The following is a 13687-nucleotide window of genomic DNA, read 5'->3' on the forward strand; positions in this document are numbered from 1 at the left end:
GCTCGTGTCACACCCTGGGGTCACACCCCAAGTGTGACACGGGCTCGTCTGCGCACCAGATGGGGTCGTGTCACCTTTGGGGTGTGACCCCATGGTGTGACACGGGCTGGGCCGTAGTGGAGGGCGGCTCATGGGCGGGCGATGCCGAGGCGTTCCATGCGGCGGTAGAGGGCTTGGCGCGAGAGGCCAAGCTCGGCGGCGGCCTGGGCGACCACGCCGCTGGCGCGCTGCAGGGCGCTGACGATGGCGTCGCGGTCGGGTTCCTGCTCGGGACTCGTTAGCGCGCCGTGGCCGTTCATGGTGTTCGCTGGAAGGCCGAGGTCGGGGACGGTGATGGCGTCGCCTTGCGCCAGCAGGCTGGCGCGTGCCATCACGTTCTTCAGCTCGCGTACGTTGCCGGGCCAGCCGTGCGCCAGCAGGGCGGCTTCGGCGTCGGGGCGCAATTGCCGTTCCTGGCCGAGGAAGTGGCGCGCCAGCGGCAGGATGTCGCCGGGGCGTTCGGCCAGCGGCGGCAGGCGCAGTTCAATCACGTTCAGGCGGTAGTACAGGTCTTCGCGGAAGGTGCCGGCGCGGATCATGGCGGGCAGGTCGGCATTCGTTGCGCTGACCACGCGTACCTTCACCTGGCGTTCGCGGTTGGAACCGAGTCGTTCGAAGCGGCCGGTTTCCAGCACGCGCAGCAGCTTCATCTGGCCTGCCAGCGGCAGGTTGCCGATCTCGTCGAGGAACAGGGTGCCGCCGTCGGCGGCTTCAAACTTGCCTTCACGGGCCTTGGAGGCGCCAGTGTAGGCGCCAGCGTCGGCGCCGAACAGTTCGGCTTCGATCAGTTCGGCGGGCAGGGCGCCGCAGTTCAGCACCACGAAGGGGCCTTCGCGCACCGAGGAATTGGCCTGGATGATTTCGGCGATGCGTTCCTTGCCGGTGCCGTTCGGGCCGGTGATCAGCACTGGCACGTCGGCGCGGGCGACCTGGCAGGCGAGCGATATTACACGCTCGGTGGCGGGGTCGTTCCAGACCATATTGTGCAGCTTGTAGCGTTCCAGTTCGCGGCGCTGGCGCAGTTCGTCGCTGCGGTGCTGGTTGAGGGCGCGGTTGGCCTGGCCCAGTTCCAGCAGGTTGCGCACGGTGGCGATCAGGCGCTTGTCGTCCCAGGGCTTGGACAGGTAGTCGGCGGCGCCGGCCTTGATCAGGTCGACGGCGGCGTCGAGGTGGGTCCAGGCGGTCAGCAGGATGACCGGCAGGTCGGGGTGGCGCTTGCGGATGGCGCGGAACAGCTCTACGCCTTCTTCGCCGGAGGTGGTGTCGGCGCTGAAGTTCATATCCTGCACCACCAGGTCGATGCTGGCGCTGCGCTGGTCGAGCAGGGCGAGGCCTTCTTCGGGGGAGGCGGCGTGCAACGCTTCGATGTCGTGCAGCGAGAACAGGACTTCGAGGGCGACTGCGACTGCGGCGTTGTCGTCGATGATCAGTACGGTTGGCATTTTGGCAGGATACATTAAAACCGGTAAACCGGGGTCTGACCCAAGGGTCTGACCCCGAACGGTTTTGAGGTCGGCGGTTGGGTTGGAAGATCTTGACTTTCGACGAAGATCAAAGGCGCAAAACCCAAACCATCGGCAGGCGGGCTGACAGGGTCTGACCCTGTGGGTCAGACCCTGGTTTACCGGTTTAAGCCGAACGGGTCGCCAGCGCCGGCGAGATGGAAGCTGCGCGCCACGCCGGCCCGTACACGGCGGCGATGCCGAGCGCCCAGGAAGCCAGCGCGCCAACCACCATATACTCGGCGGGCAGGCGCGCCAGCTCGAGTTTCGATACCAGCAACTGGTTCAGGGCCAGCGCGCCAAGCAGGCCGCCGACAATCCCGGTAGTGGTGATCATCAGGTTCTCAGTGACGAAGTAGCGCAGGATGTCGAGCTTGCGCGCCCCCAGTGCCCGCCGTACGCCAATCTGCTTGCGGCGCTGCGTGACCCACAGGCTGGCCATGCCGACGATGCCGCTGGCGGTCACCACCATCAGCAGCACGCTGACAGTGATCAGCATCCAGCACAGCGCGTTGTCGGCGCGGTAGCGCTTGACGCGCTCTTCGGACTGGGTGGTGGTGCGTACCACCACTTGGCCGTTATGCAGCTTGCGGATCGCTTCCTCGGCATCCTTCATGGCGCGGTCGCGCTGGCCCGGCTCGGCGCGCAGGGTGTACAGCGAGCGCGAGCTGCCCGTGATGCGGGCCGGTACCATGGTCGACATTTCGCCGTCCTGGCCCATGGCGGCGGACGGGGTCTGCAGCGTGTCGATCACGCCCACCACCGTCACTTCGCGCGCCTCGGCGCCGGTGCCGTAGTACATCTTCTTGCCGACAAAGCTGGGCGCGTCCGGCCACACCTTCTGGCCGGTGGCTTTGGTGATCAGGGCCACGGTGGGGAAGGCCTTGCTGGTGTTCTGGTCGATTTCCGGCGCATCCTGCGGGGTGAAATCGCGGCCGTCGACGATCTTCAGGCCCCAGGTCTTGACCAGCGAGTCCGGCGTCACGTACATGGACGGGCTGGCGTTGCTGCGCTCCTGCTCGCGGCTGGCGGCCACGCTGTTGTAGTTGCCGGAGTTGGACAGCGTGATCTGGTTGGTGTCGGCCACCGAAACGATGCCAGGCACGGCGCGCAAGGCCGCCGCCTGCGCTTTCTGGTTCGCCAGCTGCTGTTCATGGCCGCCCGGGGTGAGCGGTTTCACGCGCAGGTTGAACACTTCTTCTTCATTGGCGATGCCGGTCGGGCGCGCGGCGACAGCCTGGCGCACGCTGACGATGTGCATGGCGTTGGCCAGGATGGCGAGGCTGAGCGCCACTTGCACGGCCACCAGGATCGGGCCGGTCTTGGAGCGCATCAGCGCGGAAAAGATTGGTTTGATTTCCATGGTTATCCTCACTGCGATTTCAGTTGCAGGGCCGGGGTGACCTGGCAGGCGCGCCAGGTCGGCAGCAGCCCGGCCAGCATGGCGGCGCTGACGGACATGACGAAGGTCACCAGCAGCATCATCCAGTCCATATGCGTGGTGACGGCGATCTGCTCGGAGATGCTGCCGATCAGGGCCAGCGCGCCCAGTGCCAGCACCAGGCCGAGGATGCCGCCGGCCAGGCCGACCACGGCGCTCTCGATCAGGAACTGGGTGAAGATTTCCTTGCGCGAGGCGCCCAGGGCGCGCCGCACGCCGACTTCCGGTGCGCGCACAGAGAACTTGGCCAGCAGCAGGCCGATGGTGTTGACCAGGCAAAGCAGCAGGAAGCCGAAGGCCAGCATGGCCGACAGGCGGCTGTCCTTGCCGACCACTTTCTGTTCTTCCAGCCATTCCATCACGTTGAACAGCTTGTTCGGCGCGTTGCGTTGCAGGCGTCCCAGCTTGCGCTGTTCGGCGGCGTAGGCGTCCAGCCAGGCCTGCAGTTGCGGGCGGTCGGATGCCGAATGCAGTTCGAACCAGAACTGGATCCAGATGCATTCCGAATCGAGCAGGGCCTGGTAGCCGGGGCCGCGGTCGCTGCTGCAGTTCATATTGCCGTTCTGTCCCATTTCGTGACGGATCGCGTTGTGGAAGGGGATGTAGAACTCGTCCTCGTCGCCGAAGGCGCCGGGGCCGCCGATGATGCGGTGGTAGCGCGGCACCGGCTTCCAGTTGCCGTACACGCCGACCACGGCGTAGTCGAAGCCGCGGAAGCGCACGCGCTGGCCGACCGGGTTGGCATTGCCGAACAGGCGTTCGGCCAGCTTGCCGCTCAGGACCATCACGTCGGCGCCGGACTTGTCGTCCGCTTCGCTCCACGGCCCGCCGTGCACGAAGGGGACTTCAAACATGGCGAAGAAGTCGCGCGTCGGCGACAGGCCTTCGGTGGTGAACACCGGCAGGTCCTTGCGCGCCGGTTCGATGGTGCCGTCTACGCCGCGGACGGCGGTGCGGCGGTCGCCCTGGCCGGAAGCGAGCAGGTTGACGGCGTCGCGGTAGGACATCTCGTCGCCTTCACGCTCGCCCGGGGTGTAGCCCTTGAGCGGTCCGTTGTCGACCAGCGGCACGATCAGGCGCTCGCTCTTGTGCGGGATCGGGTCGCCCGACATCACGTGCAGGATGGTCAGGGTCGACACGCTGGCGGCCACGCCGACCGCCAGGATCAGCACCATCAGCGCGGTCAGGACCGGGTTGCGGCGCAGGCTGCGCACGCCCAGCAGGAAATAGTACTGGATCATCTCAGGCCTCCTTGGCGACCACCAGCGACGGCGATTTGCGCACCAGGTCGGACACCTGGCCGTCGATGATGTGGACGTTGCGCTGGGTGCGCTGGGCCAGTTCCGGGTCGTGGGTCACCATCAGGATGGTGGTGCCTTCGGCGTTGATTTCTTCCAGCAGTTCCATCACGCCGCGCGCCATCTGGGTATCCAGGTTGCCGGTCGGTTCGTCGGCCAGCAGCAGCTTGGGCGAGCCGGCCAGGGCGCGGGCGATGGCCACGCGCTGCTGCTGGCCGCCGGACAGTTCGGCCGGGTAATGGCGCATGCGCGAAGCCAGGCCGACCTTGGCCAGCGCGTCTTCGATGCGCTCCTTCCGTTCGGCGGCATTGAAGCCGCGGTAGCGCAGCGGCACGTCGACGTTGTCGAACAGGCTCAGGTCGGGAATCAGGTTGAAGCCCTGGAAGATGAAGCCCAGTTTCTCGTTGCGCAGGCGCGAGCGGGCGTTGTCGTCCATGCCCTTGACGTTGATGCCGTCCAGGACGTAGTCGCCGCTGGTGAAGTCTTCCAGCAGGCCTGCAATGTTCAGGAAGCTGGTCTTGCCGGAACCGGAGGGGCCGGTGACGGTGACGAACTCGCCCTGCTTGACTTCGATTTCGAAGCCGCGCAGCGCGTGGGTTTCGATCATGTGGGTGCGATAGACTTTGCTCAGGTTATTCATGCGCAGCATGGTTTGCCTCTCCGTAGGGGTTATTTGTTGATCGAGACGCGCTTGGCGTTCTCGAAGTTTTCGGTACCGGCGATCACGATCTTGTCGCCTTGTTTCAATCCATTGACGATTTCCACGGCGGCCACGCTGGTGGCGCCAAGCTGCACCGGGGTGCGCACGGCGATGCCGTCCTGCAGCAGGTAGACATAGCGGCCGCCTTCCGATTCCACGAAAGGACCGCGTTGCACCATCAGCACGTTCGGCTTCTCGTCGATCAGCAGGCGGGCAGAGACGCGCTGGCTCTGGCGCAGGCCTTCAGGCTGCTTGTCGAAGCGCACGCGCGCCAGCACCTGGTTCTTCACCACTTCCGGGGACAGGGCCGACAGCTTGCCCTTGGTCTTGGCGCCGGCCACTTCGATTTCGGCGGTCATGCCCAGGCCCAGGTCGTTGACATAGGATTCCGGCACTTCCAGTTCCACTTCGAGCTGGGACAGGTCGACCAGCGTCATGAGCGGCGTGTTGGCCTGCACCACGCTGCGGTTGGCCACCGACAGGGTGCCGATGAAGCCATCCACCGGCGCGCGCACGGTCAGCTCGTCGACGCGGCGCTGGGCGTTGGCAAGCGACAGCTTCTGGCGCTCCATCTGCGCGGTCTTGGTCTTCAGCTCCAGCGAGACGTTGTCGCCTTCCAGTTCGGCGGCCTGCTTGGTGTGCCTGGCGCGGATGTCGGCGGCGGCCACGGCGTCCTTGGCTTTCTGCATGTCGATCTTGGCGATGATGCCTTCGGTCGACACGCTTTCGTAGCGCTGCAGGGTGCGCATGGCGGATACGCGCTCGATTTCCGCGGTGTCGGCTTCGCGCTGGGCGGCCAGCTTCTGCTTGCGGGCCAGGATCTGCTGGCGCGCCACTTCGGCCTGCAGTTCGTTGAACAGCGTCTGTTCCTTTTTCAGTTCGTCGGTCAGGTCGGGCGATTCCAGCACGGCCAGCACCTGGCCTTTCTTGACGGTGTCGCCAGCGTGCACTTTCAGTTCGACCGTGGAGGTGGAGGTCGAGTACAGGGTCGGACTGACGGCGGCCACGATGCGGCCGTTGACGGCGGCATCGCGGATCAGGGTGCCGCGCGTGACTTCGCCGATGCGCAGGCGGGCGGCGCTGACCGATTGCTCGCTGCCGCTCCAGCTTTTCAGCAGGCCATAGCCAGCCGCAGCCAGCGCGAGCCCGACCACCAGCAGCAGCACCTTGCGGCGCGGGAAGCGGCTGGCCGGAGGGGCGATCACTTGGTCCTGGTGTGAGGTGTCGCGAATCATATTCTTGTTCCTGGTGTTGGTGATGTGGTCAATCTTGCTGACGCATGAAGTGTGCCAGCACCTAAGCCTTTGATTCCTATGACGTCCGCCTTGCCGCGGCTGCTGTCCGCGAGCGTCCACCGTGTCCACCTGTCCGCCATGCCCAGTCAACCGGACTACTTGATTTTTTTGTAAGCGGCTATACTTGCTGGCTTATCTTTATGGCAAGGGGTGGTTCTGTGGAGTATTCGTTCTCCGACAGCGCGGTGGCGCGTTACGATGAACTGGCCGGCGCCAGCGGCAACGGCGCGGTGGATGGGCAAACATGGCAGGATTTGCTGCTCGCGCCCTACCTGCGGGCGGTCGGCGAGGGGGCCAGCATCTTTGGCCGCCAAATGCTGTATCGGCGCTTGCGGCGCGGCGCCAGCGCTGCCGCGGCCGATCGTGTGCGCGCCTTGCTGGCGGACGTCGGCGCGCGCGAGCGTCTTGCCACGCAACTCGCGCCTTTACGCAAGGCCAGCGCAGAGGTCAGCGAATCCTTGTTCGTCCCGGTGACAGGCGCTGTCGTGCAGACCGAGTCGCCGCTGCCGCCCGTGCCGCGCTGGTCGGCCTGGCTCTGGCTGGTGCCCGTAGCCTTCCTCGCCAGTGTTGCCGCCAGCTTTTTCTGGCTGGCGGCGCTGGTTCCGGCGGTTGTGCTGTCGCTGGTGCTGATGGCGATCCAGATTGCTTTCCACTCTCGCGTCCAACAGTGGGGAGCCATTTCCGAGGCGCTGCGATTGCAGCTCTACGCACATAGCCAGCAAGCAGACGCACCCGGCGCCGGCCAGGCAGCCCAACTGCGCAGCAAGCTTGCGCGCAATGGCTTCTCCACTGCGCCTGGCGTGACCGAGTATGCCGACTGGATCATGCTCGCCAACCTGAAGCACTATTTCGCCACTTGCCGCCTGGTGCGCGGAAACGCGGCCTTCCTGCGCGAGAGTTTTGAACTGGTGGCCGGCTGCGATGCCGACCTTGCGCTGGCGCGTCATCTTTCCACGCAAGCGCAATGGTGCTGGGCGGAGGAGGGCTGGGAGCAGGAGGTCCAACTGCGTGCGGTCCGACACCCGCTGCTGCCTGATGCGCAGGCGCTGGACCTGGAACTGGATGGCAAGAGCGCCTTCATCAGCGGCCAGAATGGCATCGGCAAAAGTACCCTGCTGCGCACGGTCGGCCTCAACCTGCTGGCCGCGCGCGCATTCGGCTTCTGCTACGCGGAGGCGGCGCACGTGCCGAACCTGCCGGTCTATGCCAGCATGCAGAATGAAGACGCTCTTGATGGCGGCGAAAGCCTCTATCAGTCGGAACTGCGCCGCGCACATGAATTGCTGGCGCTGGCCAAGGAGCCGCAACGCGCGGTCTTCATCATCGACGAAATTTTCCGCGGCACGAATCACCTCGAGTCGGTTTCCGCTGCAGCCGCAGTCCTGGAGCAACTGGCCGGCCGTGGCACCGTGCTGGTGTCTTCGCACAACGTGGTGCTGGCGCAACTGCTCGAGCAATGCTGCGAGCCGCTGCTGGTGCAAAAACGCGCCGACCGCCTGGTGTTGACGCCCGGCGTGCTGGCCGAAACCAACGGCCTGACCCTGCTCGCCCAATCAGGCTTCGACGCGTCGATCGAACAACGCGCCCGCGATGTCTACAAGCGTCTTTCAGGCCGCCTGCTGCCGGCCTAAGACAGACGTTCGCCGGCGCAGCCAAAGCTTGGTCAGGCCGTACATGATTGCGATGACGCCGACCCACGCGGCGTAGACCACGGCCAGGGAAGGCTCGTAGCCTTTCGGTAGCGTGAATCCTCCCGGACCGCCTTGCGGGGTCGCGCCGTAGCGCAGCATGAAGTACGGCCCGGAGAGGAAGTGAATCATGGCGATGTGGATCACGTAGAAGAACATCGGGGTGCCGCCGAACAGCATCAGCAGCGGCACGGGGCGCAGGCGCTCGAACCACGCCAACAGGGGCAGGGCAATGCCGATCGTCACGCACAGGTAGAGGAGCGACGGCGGGTATTTGTGCACGCGGATGAAGGAAATGAAGTCCCACACGAAGCCGCGTCCCTGCGGCGACCAGGGATCGGGATCTCCGTAGAAGTTGCCGCTGCGCAGGGCGACGAAGACCATCAGCAGCACGGCGCCTGCAACCAGCAGGAAGCGCTGCCGGCGTGCCGGCTCCCATTGGAACACGGGGCCCAGCGCGTAGCCGGCCGCGATCAGGCCGAGCCATGGCATCAATGGATAGGCGAGATACACGCCGTAATTGCCGGCCACTGGCCAGAATCCGCGCTGGTGCCAGGCCAGCCACAGCGGGTGGGTGGACTGGATCGAATCGAGCAGGTTATGCGGCAGGATCAAGAGCGCGGCAATGAGCGCGATCGCGGGCCAGGGCAGCCACGCCAGCCCGGCAAGGAAGATCATCCCCATGCCCAGTGCCCACAGCACCTGCAGGATGGTGACGTTGTAGCCGAACTGCCAGCTGAAGCTGATCCAGGTCGCTTCAAGCACCAGCAGCAGGAGGCCGCGCGTCACGAGATAGCGCGACAGCGCGGGAATTCCGCTCTTGGTCCCCCGCAGGTAGGCCGAAGTACCAGCCAGCAGCACGAACGTGGCCGCGCACAGGTGCGTGATCCAGCGCGTGGCGAACCACAGCGGCGTGGTCTTGGCCAGGTCCTCCGGATCGAAAAGTGCAGCGCCAAAGAAGTCGCGCGTATGGTCCAGCGCCATCAATACAATGACCAGGCCGCGCAGCATATCGATGCTGGCGAGCCGCTTCGTAGTCTGCATGAGCGTCCCCCATGTTTATTTGCTATGCATTGTGGGCGCGAATTGCCATCCAGGCAAATATTTAATTTCTGTCTTGACAGAAATTTGTGTAAGCATAGAATGACAGGCATGGAACTGAAACCGATAGCCGAACGATTTGTACTGCACTGGGGCGAGATGGGTTCGCGCTGGGGCGTCAACCGCACCGTGGCGCAAATTCATGCGCTGCTGTACCTGGCCGCGCGTCCCATGGACGCCGAGGAGATCCAGAATACGCTGGGCGTGGCGCGCTCCAACGTCAGCAACAGCCTGAAAGAGCTGCAGTCCTGGAACCTGGTGAAAGTGGTGCACCTGAAGGGCGACCGCCGCGACCATTTCGAAACCTCGACCGATGTGTGGGAGCTGTTCAAGCTGATCGTGGCCGGGCGACGCCAGCGCGAGATCGATCCCACCGCCGCCGCGTTGTCGGAGTGTCTCGCCAACCCTGCGATGGCGGACGAGGACGAAGGCACGCGTGAACGGATCGAGGAAACGCTGAAGTTCATCGAAGTGATGGCGACGCTGTCGGATGAACTGCTGCGCTACAAGCCGGAAACGCTGATGAAGACGTTGGGCGTCAGCGCAAAAATCAGCCGGGCCATTCGCGGCAAGCAGTGATCGGGCAATAACGGAGGCGGGCGGCAATGCCCGTTTTTTTGAACATAAAATTTCTGTCTTTACAGAAATTACTGTCTGGGGAGGTTGTAAAATGTTGATCGCCTATGAAATCGTGATACCGCTGCTGGTTGGCCTGGCTGTCAGTCGCTACTTGCGTGATGTGCTGCGCCGCCTGCTGGTCGACCTGTGCGGAACGGCGGAACGCTCCGAATTCTGGGTGCGTGTGACCACGGTCCTGATTACCGCCTTCCCGGTGCTGTTGGCCTTGTGGTTCGGCCACAGCGACGCGCGCGATGCCAACCTGGCCAGCGTGCTGCGTACAACGCTGATCATGACTACCGCAGGCATCGTGGCAGGCGTCGCCGTGATGGCCTGGAGCATCGCAAAGTCGATTCCCAAGGCGGCCAAATGAAGGTCCTTGTTTGCGGCGCGGCTGGCTTCATCGGCCGCGCCATTTGCCTGCGATTGGCAGCGGCCGGACACGAAGTCCTGCGCGGAGTGCGCCGTCCTGCAAGGGGCGACGTGGCAGTCGATTACTCTGCCGACCTGCAGGCGGCCGACTGGCTGGAGCGCCTGCGCGGCGTCGATGCCGTAGTGAATGCTGTCGGCATCATCAGCGAAAACGGCGCGGCCACGTTCGAAGCACTGCACGCCCGCGCGCCGGTTGCCTTGTTTGCCGCATGCGCCCAGGCCGGCGTACGGCGCGTCGTGCAAATCTCGGCGCTCGGCGCGGATGGCGGCGACACCGCCTACTTCACCAGCAAGCGTGCGGCCGACGAAGCGTTGATGGCACTTCCATTGGAATGGATCATTTTGCGCCCATCGCTCGTGTTCGGTGCGGAAGGCGCGTCGGCTGCAATGTTCTGCCGGGCCGCCAGCATGCCGATGATTGTTGCGCCGGCCTTGGGCAAGGCGCGCTTCCAGCCGCTTCACGTCGACGACCTGGCGCAGGCGGTAGCAGCTGCGCTCTCTCCGGCGACGCCAGCACAGCGCGTGATCGATATCGCTGGCGACAGTGCCGTCAGCTACGATGGCATGCTGTCCGCCTACCGTAGCGCGATGGCCTTTCCTCCTGCCCCAGTGCTGCACGTTCCCGCAACGATCATGGCGTGCGCGGCCTGGGCCGGACAGTTCTGCGGCGCGCTCCTGACGCCGGAGACCTGGCGCATGCTGCGTGCAGGCAGTGCACTTCCGGAAGGCTGCGCCGCCAGCGCCGCCCCGATATGCGAGCTATTGGGCCGTTCGCCGCGCGGCATCAACGACTTCATGACGCCCGCCGAACGTGAACTGTTTCGCCTGCGCGCGCTGGCCGGCTGGCGCACCGCTTTGCTGCGCTGGGTCATGGCGATCGTCTGGCTGGCGACGGCCATCGTGAGCGCCTTCGTCCACCCGCAAGCGGACAGCCTGGCATTGCTGGCACGTGTCGGCATTGAAGGAATCCCAGCCATCGCCGCGCTGTATGGCGCAGCGGCCCTGGACTTCGTATTCGGCATCGCCTGCATCGTCCGCCCGCGCCGCGCGCTCTGGCTGGCGCAGGGCGCGCTGATACTCGGCTACAGCGCGGCAATTGCGGCCTGCCTGCCGGAATACCTGTGGCATCCCTTCGGCCCCTTGCTGAAAAACCTGCCGATCCTGGCCATCCTGTTCATCTTGTTTGCGGAGGAAAAAACGTGGACTACCTGACTGTCAAGACCATCCACATCCTGTCCTCGGTGCTGCTGGTCGGCACCGGTTTCGGCACGGCGTTCTACCTGTTCTTCGCCAACCGTTCGCGATCGGTAGAGGCGATTGCCGTGGTCTCGCGGCTGGTGGTGCGCGCCGATTGGTGGTTCACCACGCCGGCCGTGATCGTGCAGCCCCTGTCCGGCGCCTGGATGATCCACCTCGCCGGCCACCCGCTGGACGCGTTCTGGATCAGGGCTTCGCTGGCGCTGTACGTCCTGGCGGGCGCCTGCTGGCTGCCGGTGGTGTGGTACCAGGTCAGGATGGGCAAGCTGGCGCTGGCAGCGCATGCCGCCAACATCGCGCTGCCGGCCCAGTACTGGCGTTATGCGCGGCGCTGGGAACTGCTTGGCTATCCGGCCTTCATCGCCATGCTTGCCGTGTACTGGCTGATGGTGCACAAGCCGGTATGAGGCTTACTTGTCCTGCGACTGCGGCTTGCCCTTGTCGATCACTTCTCGGCAGTCGCCTTTGAACCTTGCGTTGTCGTAGTTGGTCCAGCCGTAGCTGTCCACCACCCGCTTGTGCACCTGGAAGTCCTTGTTGAGGAAGCTCCAGGCCGGCTTGTCGTCCGGGTAGCGGATGTTTGCCACGTCCAGCATGGTATGGAAGATGTTTTCCGTTGCCAGCTTGGCCTTGCGGTTGCGCAGCAAGGCGCCCACCTTGTCCGGGTAGCGATCGAGATACTGGTCCGAGAACCACATGAAGGCCGGCACATGGAATTCATAGTCCGTGTTGTGGCCGTGGAAGGCCAGGCGGCATGTGCCGTCGTACAGGGTCTGGCCATGGTCGGCGACGTACAGCATCGATGCCAGCTGGCCCGTGCCTTTCAGGTCACCGATCACCTGCGACAGGAACCAGTCGGTGTACAGGATCGAGTTGTCGTAGCTGTTATTCAGTTGCTGCTTGATCTTCAGGTCGGTGTAGGCCGGCTTGTCGACGCCGAACAGCGAGGGCTGCCACTTGTCGAATTCCTTCGGGTGGCGCTGGCTGTAGTTCCAGTGGCTGCCCAGCGAGTGCAGCACGATCAGCTTTTTCGGCGCCGGGTCGGCCAGCGCGCGCTTGAGCGGCTCGAACAGCACGTCGTCGTAATTGGAGTGGTTGGTGAAGCCGCCCAGGTTGAGGAACTGGATCACGTCCGCTTCCTTGGCAAACACCGACACCGGCGTATCGTACTGGCCGAACGAGATCTGGTTCGACAGCCACCAGGTCTTGAAGCCGGCTTCCTTGTAGGCCGTCAGGAAGGATTTTTCGCTGAAGCCATCCTTCAGGCTCTGCGTGGCGGGCTTGCGCGAAATGATGACCGGCACCGACAGGCGCGTCGCCGATACCGACGTGATCACGTCCGACAGCGGCACCAGGTTGCTTTCCTTGGCCAGCAAGGGATTGGTCTCGCGCTTGTAGCCGTTCAGGCTCCAGCGGTCGTAGCGCGACGATTCGCCCACCACCATCACCACGATTTCCGGCTGCGTGCCGCCGTCGACCTGGCGCGCGCCGAACTCGAAGCTGGCGCTGCGTTCATTGAGGTCTGCCAGGTAGCGCCGCTCCTTGTAGAAATCATAGCCGCGCGCGGCCAGGCCGAAGGGCCAGGATTCGACGAAGGCGCTCGGATCGAACGGCAGGCGCGCCCAATAAGGCAGGGCCGGACCGGGCAGGTGCAGGGCGTGGGCGCCGGCTACTGCGGCGCGCGCTGAGGCGCTCTCGCTGGAATCGTCATCGCTGGCGGCGCTTTCGCTTGCACTGTCGCTGTCTTTCGCGGCGCTGGCGGCCACGCTGGCTGCCGGGCGCGCCGGCGCCGCGTTGATGCCGAATTCATAGCCCCAGGCCGCCGTGGCGGCCAGTACGACCAGGGAGAACAGTGCCAGCCAGCGCGAGCCACCATGCCAGTCCAGCCCGCGCGTCTGGCGCGCAGCGCGGAAGGTCAGTACCCACCATACGGCGACGCCCACCATCACGGCCAGCATGGTCCATACCTTGCGGCCGAGGAACTCCAGCGCTTCCTGCGGGCTGGTTTCGGCCAGGATGCCGAGGTGGTGGGTGGAAATGCCCTGGCCGTAAAATACGAACAGGTAAATTTCGGTCGGCAACGCCAGGAAGGCGGGGATCAGCAGCCAGTGGAAGTAGGCCGGGCGCTTGAACAGTGCCCATATCGTGACCCAGGCCACGAACTCGATTCCCAGCAATTGCCACGGCTGCTCCACCGGCTTGCCCAATAGCAAAGGCAGGAAAGGCACTGCGGATAGCGCCAGGTAGCTAAACAGGATGAACAGGGTGGAAGGGCGCGGCAGCATTGCTTACAGGAAAGTACAAAATGATCGCTAT

The 13687-nt window shown here is 64.7% G+C and carries 12 protein-coding genes; 5 read left to right on the forward strand and 7 right to left on the reverse strand.

Going from position 1 to position 13687, the window contains the following annotated elements:
* Positions 1-128: 128 nt before the first annotated feature.
* The 5 genes from ACN9MY_RS04030 to ACN9MY_RS04050 form a co-directional block, all read right to left on the reverse strand.
* The gene (locus tag ACN9MY_RS04030; RefSeq protein WP_426167725.1) at positions 129-1481 is read right to left on the reverse strand and encodes a sigma-54-dependent transcriptional regulator; all 1353 of its coding nucleotides are present in this window, start codon (positions 1479-1481) and stop codon (positions 129-131) included.
* 187 nt (positions 1482-1668) lie between these two features.
* Positions 1669-2904 carry an ABC transporter permease gene (locus tag ACN9MY_RS04035; RefSeq protein ID WP_426167727.1) on the reverse strand — a complete coding sequence of 412 codons (1236 nt, stop codon included), beginning with the start codon at positions 2902-2904 and terminating at the stop codon, positions 1669-1671.
* 8 nt (positions 2905-2912) lie between these two features.
* The gene (locus ACN9MY_RS04040; RefSeq protein WP_426320662.1) at positions 2913-4223 is read right to left on the reverse strand and encodes an ABC transporter permease; all 1311 of its coding nucleotides are present in this window, start codon (positions 4221-4223) and stop codon (positions 2913-2915) included.
* A 1-nt stretch (position 4224) separates the two neighbouring features.
* A complete protein-coding gene (locus ACN9MY_RS04045; protein ID WP_057261435.1) occupies positions 4225-4929 on the reverse strand; it encodes an ABC transporter ATP-binding protein in 705 nt (234 codons plus the stop codon).
* Positions 4930-4949: 20 nt separating this feature from the next.
* On the reverse strand, positions 4950-6215 hold the full coding sequence (locus ACN9MY_RS04050; protein ID WP_426320665.1) for an efflux RND transporter periplasmic adaptor subunit: 1266 nt from the start codon (positions 6213-6215) through the stop codon (positions 4950-4952).
* A gap of 218 nt (positions 6216-6433) precedes the next feature.
* Between ACN9MY_RS04050 and ACN9MY_RS04055 the strand changes: the two genes are divergently transcribed.
* Positions 6434-7906 (forward strand): MutS-related protein, encoded by a 1473-nt coding sequence (locus ACN9MY_RS04055; RefSeq protein WP_426320667.1) that lies wholly within the window; start codon positions 6434-6436, stop codon positions 7904-7906.
* Here the strand turns inward: ACN9MY_RS04055 and ACN9MY_RS04060 are convergent.
* On the reverse strand, positions 7883-9007 hold the full coding sequence (locus ACN9MY_RS04060) for a DUF1624 domain-containing protein (protein WP_426336856.1): 1125 nt from the start codon (positions 9005-9007) through the stop codon (positions 7883-7885). The two genes, ACN9MY_RS04055 and ACN9MY_RS04060, sit on opposite strands and share 24 nt — an antisense overlap.
* 108 nt (positions 9008-9115) lie before the next feature.
* On the opposite strand from ACN9MY_RS04060, the gene ACN9MY_RS04065 reads away from it, so the two are divergent.
* From ACN9MY_RS04065 to ACN9MY_RS04080, 4 genes are all read left to right on the forward strand, one after another.
* Positions 9116-9643 (forward strand): GbsR/MarR family transcriptional regulator, encoded by a 528-nt coding sequence (locus tag ACN9MY_RS04065; protein ID WP_426167738.1) that lies wholly within the window; start codon positions 9116-9118, stop codon positions 9641-9643.
* A gap of 91 nt (positions 9644-9734) precedes the next feature.
* Positions 9735-10055, forward strand: a complete 321-nt coding sequence (locus tag ACN9MY_RS04070; protein ID WP_426167740.1) for a hypothetical protein — start codon at positions 9735-9737, stop codon at positions 10053-10055.
* Positions 10052-11326: an SDR family oxidoreductase gene (locus ACN9MY_RS04075; protein WP_426320672.1), complete on the forward strand. Its 1275-nt coding sequence runs from the start codon at positions 10052-10054 to the stop codon at positions 11324-11326. The genes ACN9MY_RS04070 and ACN9MY_RS04075 overlap by 4 nt, the downstream gene beginning before the upstream one ends.
* Positions 11314-11778, forward strand: coding sequence for a DUF2269 family protein (locus tag ACN9MY_RS04080; RefSeq protein WP_426320674.1), 465 nt, complete (start codon positions 11314-11316; stop codon positions 11776-11778). The genes ACN9MY_RS04075 and ACN9MY_RS04080 overlap by 13 nt, the downstream gene beginning before the upstream one ends.
* Before the next feature lie 3 nt (positions 11779-11781).
* On the opposite strand, the gene ACN9MY_RS04085 is transcribed toward ACN9MY_RS04080, so the two are convergent.
* Positions 11782-13656, reverse strand: a complete 1875-nt coding sequence (locus tag ACN9MY_RS04085) for a phosphoethanolamine transferase (RefSeq protein WP_426320676.1) — start codon at positions 13654-13656, stop codon at positions 11782-11784.
* Between the last annotated feature and the right edge of the window lie 31 nt (positions 13657-13687).

The organism is Pseudoduganella sp. R-31 (genome assembly GCF_049913235.1).
Taxonomy (GTDB): domain Bacteria; phylum Pseudomonadota; class Gammaproteobacteria; order Burkholderiales; family Burkholderiaceae_D; genus Rugamonas.

What these genes read in the sequence shown, in the direction of transcription:
- ACN9MY_RS04030 (WP_426167725.1), bottom strand. Translation starts at nt 1,481, where the DNA reads ATGCCAACCGTACTGATCATCGACGACAACGCCGCAGTCGCAGTCGCC.
- ACN9MY_RS04035 (WP_426167727.1), bottom strand. Translation starts at nt 2,904, where the DNA reads ATGGAAATCAAACCAATCTTTTCCGCGCTGATGCGCTCCAAGACCGGC.
- ACN9MY_RS04040 (WP_426320662.1), bottom strand. Translation starts at nt 4,223, where the DNA reads ATGATCCAGTACTATTTCCTGCTGGGCGTGCGCAGCCTGCGCCGCAAC.
- ACN9MY_RS04045 (WP_057261435.1), bottom strand. Translation starts at nt 4,929, where the DNA reads ATGCTGCGCATGAATAACCTGAGCAAAGTCTATCGCACCCACATGATC.
- ACN9MY_RS04050 (WP_426320665.1), bottom strand. Translation starts at nt 6,215, where the DNA reads ATGATTCGCGACACCTCACACCAGGACCAAGTGATCGCCCCTCCGGCC.
- ACN9MY_RS04060 (WP_426336856.1), bottom strand. Translation starts at nt 9,007, where the DNA reads ATGCAGACTACGAAGCGGCTCGCCAGCATCGATATGCTGCGCGGCCTG.
- ACN9MY_RS04065 (WP_426167738.1), top strand. Translation starts at nt 9,116, where the DNA reads ATGGAACTGAAACCGATAGCCGAACGATTTGTACTGCACTGGGGCGAG.
- ACN9MY_RS04070 (WP_426167740.1), top strand. Translation starts at nt 9,735, where the DNA reads ATGTTGATCGCCTATGAAATCGTGATACCGCTGCTGGTTGGCCTGGCT.
- ACN9MY_RS04075 (WP_426320672.1), top strand. Translation starts at nt 10,052, where the DNA reads ATGAAGGTCCTTGTTTGCGGCGCGGCTGGCTTCATCGGCCGCGCCATT.
- ACN9MY_RS04085 (WP_426320676.1), bottom strand. Translation starts at nt 13,656, where the DNA reads ATGCTGCCGCGCCCTTCCACCCTGTTCATCCTGTTTAGCTACCTGGCG.